Genomic DNA, 15,215 nt, shown 5'->3' with positions numbered 1-15,215 from the left:
TCAGCCCGCGGGTTCGCCCTGCCAGTGCCGCTCGAACACGATCTTGTGCCGGTCACCCGGCAGCACGTTGAGGGTGCACTGCACGGGCTGCCCGGACGCGGTGTACCCGGTGTCGTAGTGGGCCGCGACCGGGGTGCCGGGGCCCAGGCTGAGGCGATGGATCTCCTCGGGCGTCGGCATCCGGATGAAGATCTCGTCGATGGCCCGGTCCTGCCGGTAGCCGAGGTCGGCCAGCACCTGGTCGGTGCCCCGGGGCAGGTAGGCCGGAGACATGATCTCCGAGTCCTTGACCAGGTCGATCGGGAAGTGCGAGTCGTTGATGTTGGTCGGCTCGCCGTTGATGAACCGCACCCGGCGGCGCGCCACGACGGTCTGCCCGGCCGCGATGCCCAGCCGCTGGGCGAGATCGGGCGCGGCCTGCACCAGTGACACCTCGATGGCCTGGTGCGGGGTGCGGCCCTCGGCGACGATCTGCTGCGAGAACCGGTCCATCTCCGGGGTGGCCGGGCGCGGGCGGGACTTCTCCTGCGGCCGGTAGACCATGTGCTCGCGGCGGCGCACGAAGTAGCCGTGCGGCCGGCGGGCGACGATCAGCCCCTCGGTGACCAGGATGCCGAGGCCGGTGCGCACGGTCTGGCGGACCACGCCGAACCGGTCGGCGATCTCGTGCTCGGTCGGCAGCCGGTCGTCGGGCCGCAGCTCCCCCGACATGATCAGCCCACGGTACGCGGCCGCGATCCGCTGGTACGCGGGCATCGCCGCACTCCGGGCCGTCTCCACGTGCTCCACCTCCCTGACGCTGTGACGCGTCCGCGATCGATGTCTTGACAACCGATCCAAGCCCACTGCACCATCATACGCAACATCTACATTGTCTAGTCAATCTAGACGACGTAAACGAGCTGCCGGAGGCACCCATGTCAGACTTCGCTCCCACCCTGCGCGACCTGCGGACACGGCTGCCCCGGCTGGTCGAGGACCTCGCCGCCCTGGTCGCCGTCGAGTCGCCGTCGGAGGACCCGCGGGCCACCGCGCACAGCGCCGACGCGGTCACCGCCCTCGGCAGCCGCCTGCTCGGCAGCTCCCCCGAACGCCACGGCGCCCACCTGGTCTGGCGGCACGGCGACACCCGGGTGCTCCTGGTCGGGCACCACGACACGGTCTGGCCGGTGGGCACCCTGGCCCGCTGGCCGTTCCGGGTCGACGGCGACCGGGCCACCGGGCCGGGCTGCTTCGACATGAAGGCGGGTCTGGTCCAGCTGTTCCACGCGCTGTCCACGCTGCCCTCGCTGGACGGGGTCACCGTGCTGGTCAACGCCGACGAGGAGATCGGCTCTCCCGTCTCCCGGGCGCTCATCGAGCAGGCCGGGCAGGGTGCGCGAGCCGCGCTCATCTGCGAGCCCAGCGCCGACGGCGCGCTGAAGACCGCCCGCAAGGGCATCGCCCGCTACCGGCTGGAGGTGACCGGCCGGGCCGCCCACGCCGGGCTGGACCCGGCACGCGGGATCAACGCCGGGGTGGAGCTGGCGCACCAGGTGCTGGCCGTGGCCGGGCTCGGCGACGGCGACACCTCCGTGACGCCGACCGTGCTCACCGCGGGCACCACCGAGAACACCGTCCCGGCGGCGGCCGGGCTCGCCGTCGACGTGCGCGCCTTCCACCAGGCCGAGTTCGAGCGGGTGGACCGGGCCATGCGCGGGCTGCGCCCCGTCCTGGCGGGCAGCGGGCTGACCGTGCACGGCGGCGTCAGCCGGCCCGCGCTGCCGCCCACCGCCTCGGCGGACCTTTACCGGCTCGCCCGGGTGGTCGCGGCGGAACTGGGCCTGCCCGCGCCCGCGGGCGTCGCCGTCGGCGGAGCCTCCGACGGCAACCTGACGGCCGGTTTCGGCATCCCGACCCTCGACGGGCTCGGACCCGTCGGCGGCAACGCCCATGCCGAGGGCGAATGGGTCGACCTGCCCACGATGGCCGAGCGGGCCACACTGCTCGCCGCACTCGTCGATCGGGTGCTGCGTCCCCGGGCTCAGGCGTGATCGCCATGGTGCCCGGTCGCGGGCGGGCCGGTCTCGGTCCGCCCGCCTTTTGCGCCCCGGACGCCCACTGCCCGCCATGAGGCGCAGCCTCTCGCCTGAATCGAGACGACCCATGTGGACCCCGCAGGCCGGTTTCCAGCACCGCACCTTCCGGCTGGCGGTGCCGGTCGCCCGGAGCGGCACACTGATCAAGAGTTTCGGCTGGGAGCAGCCGCACTTCGAGACGCTGGCACCGGCGTTCCGGGACCTCGTCGTCGCCGCCGAGAGCGCCGGGCACGCCCCGCGCAGCGCCCGCTACCTGCTCGTCGAGGTGACCGCGCACGACCCGACCGCCGCCGCGATGACGTTCCTGGAGCACTTCGACCGCTACCAGCTCCAGCTGCGCCCGCACGCCCCGGGCCCACTTCGGCCACCTGCGGCGGTACCTGCGCGGACCGGTCCCGACCAACCCCAAGGCCACCCGCGGGCCGTGGACCACCGGAGCCGACGGCGCCGACCTCGCGCTGCTCACCGGGCCGGGATGGGCCGACGTGGCGGCCGCGTACCGGTGGAACGGGCTGCTCGCGCGGCGGCGGGCCGAGCTGCTGGGGCTGCTCGCGGCGCCGGGGCGGGCGGTCGCCCGGACCCGGCGCACGGCGCGCTGGGACATGGCCCGCGCGGTGCGGGCCCGGCACGCGTTCGCGCACCGCGGCGAGCCGATGACCGACGCGTACGGCCTCTCGGTCGCCCTGGAGGCCGCCTACCTGTGCCTGGTCGCCCGCTGCTCGGCGGTGGAACGGGGCATCAGCTTCGCGGACCTGGTGACCCGCCTGGACACCGCCACCGGCGACGACCCGACCGCCCTGGACTGGCGACGGCTCGTCACCGAGGGCGAGTGGGCGCTGGCCGGGTGCGTCCGCTGACCGTCACCGGCAGACGCCCCAGCGCCGGTCCCGCAGCTCGATGACACGGCCGCGGGGCGGCGGGTCGACGACGAGTCGGACGTGGCTCATGACGCTCAGGCGGACACGGCGCGTTCGGCCTGGCTGCGTTCCACGCAGAATTCGTTGCCCTCGGGATCGGCCATGAGGACGAAGCCTCGGCCGTCGGGCTGGCGGTGATCGGCCACGATGGACGCCCCGATCCCGACCAGCCACTCGACCTCCTGGTCGCGGTTGCGGTCGGCGGGTTGGACGTCGAGGTGCATGCGGTTCTTGACCGCCTTGGCCTCCGGGACGTTGATGAACAGCAGACCGGGCGAGCCGTCGCCGGGGCCGATCCAGCAGTGCGTGTGATCCGGCTCGTTGGGGTCGTCCGGGGCTTCCTGCCAGCCGGTGACCTGGGTCCACCAGAGCGACTGGGCATAGGCGTCACGGGCGTCCACGGTCATGTTGTGAATCTTCACGGTCATACGCACTGTGTAGTCCACCGCCGCTTCGCGATCAAGCAACATATGGCCGCGCTCACGCCCCGGCGGCCCGCCGGGACGACCACGGCGAGGGCGGCATTCCACCGCCCTCGCCGTCGGGCCGGTGTCAGCAGGGCGCCGCCGTGTACGTCTGCCCCTGCAGGAACACGTTGCCCGGCACGCCGCAGACCTGCGGGATGCGGTTGATGCCCCGGATGAAGCCCGCGCTGTTGATCGGGTCGGCGGTGCTGTCCGGCACGGCGATCTCGAAGTGCAGGTGCTCGCCGGTGGCCTGGCCGATGTCGCCCTCCAGGCCGAGCACCGTGCCCGCGGTGACCACGTCGCCGACCTGGTGACCGCGGCTGGTCACGCTGTTCGTCTGGAAGTGGGTGTATTTGCTCCACTCGCCGTCGGCGTGCTCGATCCAGACGTAGTTGTTGTTGTCGGTCGGCTCCACGTTGGTGTCCACGATGTACCGGATGGTGCCGGTGCGCGCCGCGACGATCTCGTAGTCCGGCCCGGCGTCCACGCCGGCCATGTCGATGCGGAACCGGGTCGGCGAGTGCGACTGGTGGTCGCGGGTGACCGCCACCCGGGTGCCGGTCGTGTACCCGATGCGGTACTGCCCGGTGGACACTCCCGGCCCGCCGCCGAAGCGGTCGTACGCCGAGGCCACGCCGTCGATCCCGGTGCTGTTCTGGGTGAAGATCTGGTCGTTGGCGGTCAGCAGCCGCAGCACCGAGCCGTAGAGCACGTTCACCGCGCCGGAGCCCGCCAGGCTGCCCTCGGCCTCGCCGGGCGCGGCGGCGGCCAGGTCGGCCCGGCCGTTGCCGTCGAAGTCGCCGGTGCCCAGCGCGTAGCCGAGGCTGTCCCCGGCCTCCAGCGCGCCCTCGACCCCCAGCGTGCCCTGGCTGACGACCTGGCTGGTGAGCAGGGACAGCCCGAGCCCGCTGCCGAACGCGACCGCCACCGCGCCCGCGGCGACGTTGCCCGCCACCGTCGCGCGCGGGATGCCGATCGCCAGCTCGTCGTGGCCGGAGCCGTTGAAGTCGCCGGCGGCCAGCGCCGACCCGAACGAGTCGCCCGCCTGCGCCAGGCCGGACAGCAGCAGCGTGTTGCGGGTGACGATCCGGCTGCCGGTGGCGGTCAGGCCCGCCGCCGCGCCGTAGATCACGTTGACCGCGCCCGCGTCGCGGATCGCGCCGTCGTCCTCGCCGGGCGAGCCGATCGCGAGGTCGTCGCGGCCGTCGCCGTCGAAGTCGCCCGTGGTGACCGCGGTGCCGGTCAGGTCGCCGGCCTCCCAGTTGCCCGGGATGCCGGTGGTCGACTGGTTCCACACCTGGTCACCGGCGGCGCTCAGGCCTGCCGGGCTGCCGTAGAGCACGTTGACCGAGCCGACCCAGGCCTCGCCGCCGATGGACTCCCCAGGCGTGCCCATGGCCAGGTCGGCCTCGCCGTCGCCGTTGAAGTCGCCCGCGGCCAGCGCCGCGCCGAGCTGCTCGCCGCCCTCGGGGTCGCCCTCCACCCCGGACGTGGCCTGGTTCCAGTCCTGGCTGCCGGTGCCGGACAGGCCGGTGCGCGTGCCGTAGAAGACGGTGACCGTGCCGGTCTGGTTCGCGCCGTCGACGTTCTCGCCGGGTGCGCCGACCGCGAGGTCGTCGCGGCCGTCGCCGTTGAAGTCCCCGGCGGCCAGGGCCGTGCCGAACTCGTCGCCGCGTTCCGGCGTCTCCGGCACTCCCGGCGTGGCCTGGTGCAGCACCTGGTTGCCGGTGGTGGTCAGGCCGCTCGCGGAGCCGTACAGGATGTTGACCGCGCCCGCGTCGTAGACCGAGCTCGCGGAGACGTCGACGCCCTCGTGTGACACGCCGATCGCCAGGTCATCGCGGCCGTCGCCGTTGAAGTCGCCGCAGGCGGTGTCGGCGCCGAACGCGTCGCCCGCCTCGGCGACCCCGTCCACGCCCGCGCTGTCCTGGTGGAACAGCTGGTCGCCGGTGGCGGTGACGCCCGCGGCCGAGCCGTAGAGGATGTTGACCGCACCGGCGCTGTCCAGCGTGCCGACGCTCTCCCCGGGCACGCCGACCGCCAGGTCGGACCGGCCGTCGCCGTTGAAGTCGCAGGCGGGGCCCGCGATGCCGGTGGCCGTCGCGGCCCCGGGCGCGCCGAGCACCGCCCCGGCCAGGACCAGGGCGACGGCGGCTGCGCGCAGCGCTCTCATCGTCGTTCGTTGCATGCGGATCTCAGAACCCCATCTCGTCGCCGGGGGTGGCGCCCGTACGGTAGCCAGCGCCGACAGACGCTTCCGACATCCATCGCGTGTCCCCGATGTCGGAAATAGGACGAGATAGGGAAAGAGGTTCAGTCGGGCGTGCGGTCGCCCAGCCCGGCGAGCCGGGTCAGCGCGGCGAAGCCGTCGTCGGTGCCCGGCCAGTGCCGGCGGACCGCGGCCAGCCCCGCGCGGCGCACCGTCGAGCGCAGCACCAGCGCCACGATGATCGCGTCGTCGGCGTACCCGATGATCGGCAGGAAGTCCGGGATCAGGTCGAACGGAATCGCCAGGTACGCCATCAGCAGCGCCAGCCTGATGCGTACGCCCCGGGGCAGGGTGCGGTCGGCGGCCAGCCGCCGCAGCAGCCGCAGCAGATCCGGCAGCAGCCGCACCGCCTCGCCCAGCAGCGGGCCCTTGGGCCGCACCAGCAGCAGGCCGACGACCAGCGCCAGCCACGAGGCCAGTAGCCCGACCCCGATGCCGATCAGCAGCTCCCGCACCGGGGTCCGTTCAGTGGCCGACGAGGTCGGAGTCGACCGCTGCCCGCTCCCCCTGGTCGAGCCCTGATATCCGGTCCAGCTCCGCCTCGCTCAGCGTGAAGTCGAAGACGTTCAGGTTGTCGCGCATCCGCTGCGGGTCGGCCGACTTCGGCACCGCGGTCAGGCCGAGCTGGAGGTGCCAGCGCAGCACGACCTGGGCCGGGCTGCGCCCGTGCGCGGCCGCGACCTCGGCGATCACCGGATCGGCCAGCAGCTCCCGGCCCTGGCCGAGCGGGCTCCACGACTGGGTGACGATGCCGTGCTCGGCGTGGTAGGCGCGCGGCAGCTTGCGGGCGATACGCGGGCTGAGCTGCACCTGGTTCACGTCGGGCAGCACCCCGGTCTCGGCGCGCAGCCGCTCAAGGTGGGCGGGCTTGAAGTTGGACACGCCCACGGCGCGCAGCCGACCCTCGTCCAGCAGCGCGACCATGCCCTTCCAGGCGTCGACGTACCGGTCCTGCTCGGGGTTCGGCCAGTGGATCAGCAGCAGGTCGACGTAGTCGACGCCGAGCCGGGCGGCGGACGCGTCGAAAGCCCGGCGCACCAGGTCGCGGCCGTGCCAGCGAGCGTTGAACTTGGTCGTCACGAACAGCTCCTCCCGAGGGAGGCCGGCGTCGCGCATGCCCTGGCCGACGCCGCGCTCGTTGCCGTAGTTCTCCGCCGTGTCGAAGAGCCGGTAACCCGCCTCGACGGCCTCCACCACGCACCGCGCGGCCTGGGCGTCGTCCATCGGCCAGGTGCCCAGCCCAATGCGCGGCATCACCGCACCGTGGCCGAGCTTCACCGTCGTCTCGTTGCTCATACCGCCATCCTCGCGCGCTCGCGTCCCGCCGTCACGTCCGCCCGCACCCGGACCGACCCGGGGCACGCCCAAGGCCTGGTTCAGGCTCCCGTCGACGAGGCACCCGACGCGGCGGCGGTCAAGGTCAGGGCGTTCTTGGCCGCGGCGCAGGCGGAGGAGGTGATGGGGCGCTTGCCGCGGATACGCGATACCAGCGCGACGTTGTCCTCGTAGAGGTGCATCGAGTGGATGCGCCCGCCCGACACGCTCAGGTGGATGGCGACCGGCGAGGACAGCCGGCGGCCGGTCGGCTCGATCACGTGGATGAAGTGCCCGAGCACCACCGCGTCGGCGCCGTCGACCAGCACCTTGTCCGCCTCGACCGAACTCCGGCCGAGCTCGAACCGCGGCATGGTCAGGCGCAGGAAGTCGGCGGCGAGCCCTCGGCTGGCCATCCACGGCGCCGCCTCGGCCACCGCGACGAGGCACTCGACCTCTTCGGCGAACAGCTCCGCGATGCGGTCCGCGTCGCCCTCCACCAGCCTGGCCAGATACTCCTCGACGACCGCGCGGGTGCCGGGCACCGCGGGGGCCTGAGGACGGCGCAGCGGGACGATCCCGGGCGACTGGCCGACGGAAAGGCCGGTCCAAGGTGCGGACGCGACAGCCTGGTCCTGGATCAACATGGTCGGAACGCTACCTGCGAGGCAACCCGGATCCCCAGCATCCGGCTTATCGGGTAGATCACCTGCGGGGCGCGGAATGAGACGGCCGGTCGTCGCGGTTGATCGCCATCGGCCGGGAGCAAAGGACCAGAGAGCCATAAAAGTTCTCAAACCGCCTATATAGTACGGGCAGCCAAGCCGCCGCCGGGGGTCGGCCGCCGCCGAAATCGCGTTGACCCCACTCGCACACAGCTCCACCATCGAATCATGTTGGTCGATCACTTCCCGCTCGCCGGGCTGCGGTTGCGCACCCCTCGCCTGGAGCTGCGCCTGCCCGACCCGGAGGAGCTGGCCGCACTCGCCGACGTCGCCGCCGACGGCGTGCACGACCCGGCGTACATGCCGTTCCGGGTCCGATGGTCCGAGCTGCCGCCGGCCGAGCGGGCCCGGTCCGTGGTGCTGCACCACTGGAGCGTGCTCGGCCAGTGGACGCCGCGGGAGTGGCGGCTGCCGCTCACGGTCTTCCGCGACGGGGCGCCGGTCGGCGTGCAGCTGCTCAAGGCGGTCGACCTCGCGATCACCACCGAGTGCTCGACGGGGAGCTGGCTGGGCCGGCAACATCACCGGCAGGGCATCGGCGCCGAGATGCGGGCCGCCGTCGCGCACCTGGCCTTCACCCACCTGGGCGCGACGGAACTGGTCTCGTCGGCGTTCACCGACAACGCCGCGTCGCTGGGGGTGTCGGCGAAGCTCGGGTACGCCGACGACGGCATCGAACGGCATGAGGACCAGGGCCGCCTGCGGGTGATCCGCCGCCTGAGGCTGACCAGGCAGGCATGGCTGGAGCGCGAGCGCCCCGAGGTGACCGTCGACGGCCTGACGCGATGCCTGCAACTGATGGGGCTGAACGGTTCGACGGCCTCCGATGACGACCGCTCATAGTGAGCGAGCACGACGCGCGCCTGGGCCCGCCGCGCCGTCCTCCTGAGCACCCTGTGCGGGCAGCGCCACGGGGACGCTGCCCGCACAGGGTACGAAGTGAAGAAGGGCACCTGCTACAACGCGGAGCGTTGTGCAGGTGCCCTTGCTTTCATCAGGTGGGTGAGCAGGTGAGGGTGGGGGCTCCGTTGGCGGAGCCGGTGTAGCTGCCGAGGAAGCCGAAGGTGGTGCCGGCTCCCGCGGACAGCGCGCTGTTGTGCGCGACGCTCTTGGCCGTGGCGGTGGATCCGCTGGTGGTGACCGTCGCGTTCCAGGCGTTGGTGATCTGCTGGCCGTTGGTCCAGGTCACCGTGACCGTCCACTTGGTGATCGCGGAGGAGCCCGCGGTCACCTTGACCTCACCCTGGAAGCCGCCGGGCCACTGGCCCGTCAGCGAGTACGTCGCCGAGCAGCCGCCGGGCGGCGGCGGGGACGACGACGGGCTGGGCGAGACCGACGGGCTCGGCGACGGCGGGCGGCTCGGCGACGGGGACGCCGACGGCGAGGGCGGAGCCGACGGGGAGGCCGACTGGCTCGGCGTGACGCCGCCGAAGTTCACGTCGCTGCAGAAGTAGTACGACTGGTCCAGGTGGCTGGCCTGCCAGATGGTGTACACGATGTGTCGGCCGGAGCGGCCGTTGGCGCTGCCGCCGACCTGGATCGACACGCCGCCCGCGCTCTCCGGGGTCCACTGCGAGGCGGGGGTGTTGCCGATCTGGCCGACCAGTTCCAGGTTGCCCCAGCCCAGCGGTTGCGTGATCGGGTTGTACCCCTGCTTGGTCACGTACACCCGGATGTAGTCCGCGCCGTGGCTGGCCTGGTCGTACAGCTTGACGCTGAAGTTGGTGCCGATCGTCTGGGCCTTCCAGTCGCCGACGGTGTCCATCGCGTTGTAGCGGCCGCCCTGGGTGCGGCCGGCGCTGCACAGCTGGCCGTCCGGGATGGCGCCCTGGTGGTTGCCGGCGACGCCCTCGCGGAACAGGCCGTTCCAGTTCCACATGGCCTGCGGGTCGGCCTGCCAGGCCTGCCAGCACATGGGGTCCTGGGTGGCCATCGCCGGGTTCTGGAAATCGCTGCCCCAGCGCTGCCAGCACCCGTAGTTGCGCGAGGCCGGGCTGACGATGCTGCCGTGCGCGTCGGCGATCTTCGCCAGCGCCGTGGTGAGCAGCAGGACCGAGGCGACGGCCACGATCAGCGCGTAGAGTGCGGCCCGCCGCCGAGCGGCGAGTGTGGTGGACATGGGAGCTCCTTCGTACGGAGTGCCATGCACGCGGGGGCGGGAGACGAGGGAGCCCGGGGCCGTCGTACCGCCCGCGAACGCACGCATGGTCGGACTTCGACTTCAGCCGCGGAAGGCTGCCCCACTTCCGCGCTGCTACGTGGCTCCCGTAGCGGTCGAGTCAGACCTTACGCATTACCTTGAATATGTCAATTTATCACTCTGCGTGCGGGTCGCGCCGCCACCCGGTGACCATCGGGCCGCCACCCCGGCAGCGTGGCGGTTCAGCGGAATTCATCGCCCGAGGACTATGCTCCACCCGCTCGGACGCAGACAGGAGAACCGCCATGATCACTCAGCGTACGGCCGACGGCACGCCCGCGGAGCAGGGCCCGCAACGCCGCCCCTGGCTCATCCTGTCCGTGCTGTGCCTGGGCTTCTTCATGATCCTTCTCGACACGACGATCGTGAACATCGCGATCCCGGACCTCATCGACGACCTCGGCGCGACCCTGAACCAGATCCTGTGGATCCTCAACGCCTACATCCTGGTGTACGCCGTCCTGCTGATCACCGCGGGCCGGCTCGGCGACATCCACGGCCCGAAGCGGCTGTTTATGATCGGCCTCGCCCTGTTCACCGTCGCCTCGATCGCGTGCGGCTTCGCTCAGGACCCGGCCCAGCTGGTCGTGTTCCGTATCCTGCAGGGACTCGGCGGGGCGCTGCTCACCCCGCAGACGCTCGCCGTGATCACCACCATCTTCCCCGCCGAACGGCGCGGGGCCGCGTTCGGCGTCTGGGGCGGCGTCGCCGGGCTGGCCACGGTCACCGGGCCGACCCTGGGCGGCTGGCTGGTCTCCGAGTGGGGCTGGCGCTGGATCTTCTTCGTCAACGTGCCGGTCGGCGTGATCGCCCTGGCCATGGCCGCGGTCGTCATGCCCGACCTGCGCTTCAACCGCCGCCACCGGCTCGACCTGCCCGGCACCGCCCTGGTCACCGCGGGCCTGTTCCTGATCTGCTACGGCCTCATCGAGGGCCAGTCGCACGACTGGGGACGGGTGTGGGGCCCGGTCACCGTACCGATGGTCATCGCGGCCGGGCTGCTGGTCCTGGCCGGGTTCGTCTGGCAGTCGCACGCCCGGCGCGACCGGGAGCCGCTGATCCCGCTGCGGCTGTTCGCCGACCGCAACTTCTCCGTGATGAACGCCGTGGTCGCCGCGGTCTCCTTCGGCATGCTCGGGCTGTTCCTGCCGCTGACCATCTACCTGCAGTCCGTGCTCGGGCTCACCGCCCTGCAGGCCGGGCTCACCACCGCGCCCATGTCCCTGATCTCCATGTTCGTCGCGCCCGTCGCGGGCCGCCTCGCCGACCGCCACGGCAAGTACGTCCTGCTGGCCGGCATGACCCTGTGGACGGCGGGCCTCACCTGGGTCGTGATCGCCGCACAGGCCGGCTCGGACCGCGGCGACCTGTTGCCCGGCCTGCTCGTCGCGGGCCTCGGCCTCGGCGGCGTCTTCGCCCCGCTGCAGACCATCGCGATGCGCGACATCGAACCGCGCCTGGCCGGCGCGGCATCCGGCGTCTTCAACACCACCCGCCAGCTCGGCGCGGTCATCGGCGCGGCGGCGGTCGGCGCGCTGCTGCAGGCCCGGCTCGCGGCCGACCTTGCCGCGCAGGCCCGGACCAGTGCCGCCACGCTGCCCGAACCGTTCCGCGAGCGCTTCGTCGCCGCGTTCGACGAGGCCGGATCACGCGGTATGGAGGTCGGCGCGGGCCAGAGCGGCGCGCACCTGCCCGCGGGCGCCCCGCCGGAGATCGCGCAGCTCGCGCTGGCCACGTTCCACGAGGGCTTCACGGCGGCGATGAAGTCGACCATGACGCTGCCGCTGATCGTGCTGGGCGTCGCGGCACTGTCCGTGCTGCTGGTCCGGCGGAGCAGGGTCTCCGCCGCCCTCCCCGGCGAGCAGCGCGCGGGCGGCGGCGCGAGCACCGAGGAGCAGAGCGTGGGCGGCGGCGCGAGCACCGAGGAGCAGAGCGTGGGCGTGCAGGGCTGACCCGGCCGGCACGACGTCGAGGGCTGAGCGACGTCACCCGGCGGCTGGGGCCGTCAGCGGCCCGCGTTGCGGGGGTGGTCGCGCGCGGTGCGCTCGTTGCCGCGCCGGTAGTTGCCGGTCCAGCGGGCCATGACCTCCTGCGGGTCACCGGCCTTCACCTCGTCCAGGAAACGCTTGGCGCGCTCGCCGCGCAGCAGGGTCACGACGGCACGGTGGTGGGACACGGCGACGGTCCCGTCGGCGCGTACGGCGAAGTCGAATCCATGGGGCGCGGGCACGCGCCCGATCGTGCCACCGCCCCACCCCGCCCGCACCCGCATTTCCGCAGCCCCACGCGATCCGAGCGAAGGAAGGGCACCTTCACAACGCTATGCGTTGTAGAAGGTGCCCTTCCTATCGTTTTGTCAGGCGGCTTCGACGGCGGCGCGGACGTCGGCGGCGGAGCCGGGCGTGCCCTGCTCGTCGTCGAAGGTGCCGTAGGGGGTTCCGTAGGCGGGGGTGCCGGGCTGGTACTTGCGGCCGGCGGACAGCGGGCCGGCGTCAACGGCGTCGTAGCCGATCGCGTCGAGGAACGCCGTGACGGCGGCCTTGGCGGCCGGGTCGTCGGCGGCGATGGGCAGGGCGGAGCGGTCGGGCGCGCCGGCCGGGCGGGCCAGGGAGCCCAGGTGCTTGTGGAAGATGTTGTTGAACACCTTCACCACGTGCGCGCCGGCCAGATGGCGTTGCAGCAGCTCACTGCTGGTGGCGCTGCCGTCGTCGAGGACCTCGATCTGCCCGTCGCGCTCGGGGTAGTAGTTGTTGGTGTCCATCACGACCTTGCCGGTGAGCGGCTCCGGCGGCACGCTGTCGTAGGCGTGCAGCGGCACGCTGACCAGCACCAGGTCACCCGCCGCGGCGGCCTGGGCGACGGTGCCCGCGCGGGCCCGCGGACCCAGCTCGGCGGCGAGGTCGGCCAGCGTCTCCGGGCCCCGCGAATTGCTCAGCACCACGTCGTACCCGGCGGCCACGGCCAACCGGGCCACGGTCCCGCCGATGTATCCGCTGCCGATGCACCCGATCGTCGTCATCGTCCACTGCCTTCCCCGTCGCCCGGCATGATCGCCGGCACCACGGTGGTCAACGGCGCACCGGCGCCGACGGTTCCGGGGCGAATCGGGTGGACCGTGCCGCGCCCGCGCTCGTAGGGTCACGGCATGACCAGCGTGCGCGAGGCGACCGGGCCGGAGACCGAGCGGTGGCGGGCCGGATGGGTGACGCGGCTGCGGGAGCGGTACGCCCGCTGCTACACCGACCCGGCGACGGTCGAGCGGGAGGTCGAGCGCAATCTCGCCAACCAGCGCGACGACCCGGGCGGGCGGGTGTATTCGGTCGAGGTCGGCGGCACGGCAGCCGGATTCCTCGCCCTCGGCGGATCACGGCCGCGCCGCCCCGAGCAGCGCAGCCTGCACGACCTGTGGCTCGTGCCGGAGCACCGCGGCCACGGCCTGGGCCGAGAGCTGGTGGCGTGGGCCCGCGAGCGGGCCGCAGCGGACGGCGGCACCCGCCTGGGCGTCACCGTCGTGCCCGGTGACCCGGTGACGGACGCGCTTTTCGGTGCGTACCCCCTGCGGGCGCAGCAGATGGTCAAGACGGTGCCCGCCAGGGTATCCCTGCCGGACGGCGTCGCGGGCCGGGAGATGACGCCCGTCGACTTCGATCAGTGGCTGGAGCAGGCGATCCGGATGTACGCCGAGGAGATGACCGCCTCCGGCAGCCGCTCGGCCGCCGACGCGCTGGCCGCGTCCGTCGCCGAGCACTCCGAACTGCTCCCGGAGGGCCTGCGCAGCCCCGGGCACGCCTTCTGGTGCGTGACCGCCGGCGACGAGGTCGTCGGCACGATCTGGCTGCGCCATGGCTTCCTGCCCGGCCTGAGCTTCGTGTTCGGCGTCGACGTGGACCCGGCGCACCGGGGCCGCGGCTACGGCCGCGCGGCGATGCTGGTCGGCGAGCACGCGACGGCGGCGGCCGGTGACGCCCAGCTCGGGCTGAACGTATTCGGCCACAACACGGTCGCCCGGCGCCTCTACGACTCGCTCGGTTACCAGGTCGTCGAACAGAACCGCGCCGACGACCTGTAACCGGCGGCATTCACTCTCAGTCAGGTTCCGACACATTCATTGAGATCGTTAGATCCACATGTTTGCATGTATCGAGTTACCGTCCCGTCACGGAAAGGTATCGAACATGCCAAGACCGACTCGCGTGCTCTCCACCCTGGTGGGGATCGTCGCCATGCTCGGCACACTGCTGGTCGCCGGCACGCCCGCGCAGGCTGCCGTGCCGAACCGGTTCGGGTTCGTGCTCTGGAACGGCGCGGCCGTGGTGGCCGGAGGAACCACCCCTGCCGCGACCACCGTCGCACCGCTGGGCGTCGGGCTCTACCAGGTCACGTTCCCCGGCCAGGCAGCCCCCGGCGGCGTCGTGCACGTCACCGCGATCACCAACGGGCCGCGCTGGTGCCAGGCCGAGACCTGGTTCCCGTCCGGCGTCAACGAGATCGCCATCATCCGCTGCTACCGGGTCGGCGGGGTGCCCGACAACAGCGGCTTCAGCGCGTTCTTCACCATGGCCTCCGGCGTCGGCGCGTCCGGGCCCTACGGCTACGTGGACACCCAGCCCACCGGAGTGATCATCAGCCAGTACAACGCGGCCGGCGCGGCCAACCTGGTCACCCCGCTGGGCGTGGGCCAGTGGAGCGTCAAGTTCCCGAACATCGGCTCCGGCGGGCCGATCGACGGCAGCGCGCAGGTGACGGCCGTGGCCTCCGTGGGCACCCGTTGCAAGATCCGCAACTGGACCTCGATCCCGGCCCAGCAAGAGGTCATCGTGTTCTGCTTCAACTCGGCGGGCGCGCTGGTCAACAGCCGCTTCACGGTGTCGTACCAGCAGAAGGCGTCGCTGTACGGCGCGGGCTTCCCGCCGCAGTACTTCGGCTACCTGTGGAACGCGCCGCCGGTCGGCCCGGCGTTCACCAACTTCAACTCGGTGCTCGGGTACGGCGCCAACACGCTGATCTCGGCAGGCCCCGGCCTGTCCCTGGTCACCTTCCGGCAGATCGGCTTCGCGCCGCTCACCGTGCAGGTGACGGCGGCGGGCTCGAACTCGAACTTCTGCGGCCTGAACTTCCCGTGGACGATCTCGGGCGTCGACCTGTACGTCCGTGACGTCAGCTGCTACACCAACGCGGGCGCGGCCGTGAACACCGGCTTCACCGTCAGCGCCAGCTCGCGCCTCTGACGAGCACACACGGCCAC

The 15,215-nt window shown here is 72.4% G+C and carries 15 protein-coding genes; 6 read left to right on the top strand and 9 right to left on the bottom strand.

Annotated elements, in window-relative coordinates; translation table 11 throughout:
* On the bottom strand, positions 1–780 hold the full coding sequence (locus tag AB0B66_RS18040; protein ID WP_360530475.1) for a GntR family transcriptional regulator: 780 nt from the start codon (positions 778–780) through the stop codon (positions 1–3).
* 137 nt (positions 781–917) lie between these two features.
* On the opposite strand from AB0B66_RS18040, the gene AB0B66_RS18035 reads away from it, so the two are divergent.
* Entirely contained in the window at positions 918–2,033 is a 1,116-nt protein-coding gene (locus AB0B66_RS18035; protein WP_360530472.1) for a M20 family metallopeptidase, read from the top strand.
* A 530-nt stretch (positions 2,034–2,563) separates the two neighbouring features.
* A complete protein-coding gene (locus AB0B66_RS18030; RefSeq protein ID WP_360530470.1) occupies positions 2,564–2,935 on the top strand; it encodes a hypothetical protein in 372 nt (123 codons plus the stop codon).
* A gap of 95 nt (positions 2,936–3,030) precedes the next feature.
* Here the strand turns inward: AB0B66_RS18030 and AB0B66_RS18025 are convergent, their stop codons facing one another.
* The 5 genes from AB0B66_RS18025 to AB0B66_RS18005 all read right to left on the bottom strand — a co-directional run bounded on the left by AB0B66_RS18025 (position 3,031) and on the right by AB0B66_RS18005 (position 7,692).
* A complete protein-coding gene (locus AB0B66_RS18025) occupies positions 3,031–3,423 on the bottom strand; it encodes a VOC family protein (RefSeq protein ID WP_360530467.1) in 393 nt (130 codons plus the stop codon).
* 124 nt (positions 3,424–3,547) lie between these two features.
* Positions 3,548–5,635, bottom strand: a complete 2,088-nt coding sequence (locus AB0B66_RS18020) for a peptidoglycan DD-metalloendopeptidase family protein (protein ID WP_360530464.1) — start codon at positions 5,633–5,635, stop codon at positions 3,548–3,550.
* Positions 5,636–5,775: 140 nt separating this feature from the next.
* Positions 5,776–6,186 (bottom strand): DUF1232 domain-containing protein, encoded by a 411-nt coding sequence (locus AB0B66_RS18015; RefSeq protein ID WP_360530461.1) that lies wholly within the window; start codon positions 6,184–6,186, stop codon positions 5,776–5,778.
* A 10-nt stretch (positions 6,187–6,196) separates the two neighbouring features.
* A complete protein-coding gene (locus tag AB0B66_RS18010) occupies positions 6,197–7,027 on the bottom strand; it encodes an aldo/keto reductase (RefSeq protein ID WP_360530458.1) in 831 nt (276 codons plus the stop codon).
* An 80-nt stretch (positions 7,028–7,107) separates the two neighbouring features.
* Positions 7,108–7,692, bottom strand: a complete 585-nt coding sequence (locus AB0B66_RS18005) for a nuclear transport factor 2 family protein (protein WP_360530455.1) — start codon at positions 7,690–7,692, stop codon at positions 7,108–7,110.
* A gap of 246 nt (positions 7,693–7,938) precedes the next feature.
* Here AB0B66_RS18005 and AB0B66_RS18000 point away from each other — a divergent pair, with 246 nt between their 5' ends.
* Complete coding sequence (locus AB0B66_RS18000; protein ID WP_360530452.1) at positions 7,939–8,613, top strand: GNAT family N-acetyltransferase; 675 nt, start codon at positions 7,939–7,941, stop codon at positions 8,611–8,613.
* 151 nt (positions 8,614–8,764) lie between these two features.
* On the opposite strand, the gene AB0B66_RS17995 is transcribed toward AB0B66_RS18000, so the two are convergent.
* The gene (locus AB0B66_RS17995) at positions 8,765–9,889 is read right to left on the bottom strand and encodes a lytic polysaccharide monooxygenase (protein ID WP_360530449.1); all 1,125 of its coding nucleotides are present in this window, start codon (positions 9,887–9,889) and stop codon (positions 8,765–8,767) included.
* Positions 9,890–10,215: 326 nt separating this feature from the next.
* Here AB0B66_RS17995 and AB0B66_RS17990 point away from each other — a divergent pair, with 326 nt between their 5' ends.
* Complete coding sequence (locus AB0B66_RS17990) at positions 10,216–11,922, top strand: DHA2 family efflux MFS transporter permease subunit (RefSeq protein ID WP_360530446.1); 1,707 nt, start codon at positions 10,216–10,218, stop codon at positions 11,920–11,922.
* A 53-nt stretch (positions 11,923–11,975) separates the two neighbouring features.
* On the opposite strand, the gene AB0B66_RS17985 is transcribed toward AB0B66_RS17990, so the two are convergent.
* Entirely contained in the window at positions 11,976–12,200 is a 225-nt protein-coding gene (locus AB0B66_RS17985; protein ID WP_360530443.1) for a hypothetical protein, read from the bottom strand.
* A 126-nt stretch (positions 12,201–12,326) separates the two neighbouring features.
* Positions 12,327–12,989, bottom strand: a complete 663-nt coding sequence (locus AB0B66_RS17980) for an NAD(P)-binding domain-containing protein (protein ID WP_360530440.1) — start codon at positions 12,987–12,989, stop codon at positions 12,327–12,329.
* A 126-nt stretch (positions 12,990–13,115) separates the two neighbouring features.
* Here AB0B66_RS17980 and AB0B66_RS17975 point away from each other — a divergent pair, with 126 nt between their 5' ends.
* Both AB0B66_RS17975 and AB0B66_RS17970 read left to right on the top strand, forming a co-directional pair.
* Complete coding sequence (locus AB0B66_RS17975) at positions 13,116–14,039, top strand: GNAT family N-acetyltransferase (RefSeq protein ID WP_360530437.1); 924 nt, start codon at positions 13,116–13,118, stop codon at positions 14,037–14,039.
* A 106-nt stretch (positions 14,040–14,145) separates the two neighbouring features.
* Entirely contained in the window at positions 14,146–15,198 is a 1,053-nt protein-coding gene (locus AB0B66_RS17970; protein WP_360530434.1) for a hypothetical protein, read from the top strand.
* The last annotated feature ends 17 nt before the right edge of the window (positions 15,199–15,215 follow it).

It is taken from the genome of Catellatospora sp. NPDC049111 (genome assembly GCF_040648615.1).
Taxonomy (GTDB): domain Bacteria; phylum Actinomycetota; class Actinomycetes; order Mycobacteriales; family Micromonosporaceae; genus Catellatospora; species Catellatospora aurea.
Note: the sequence above shows the minus strand (reverse complement) of the source record. Positions and strands in the feature narration are given on the sequence as shown.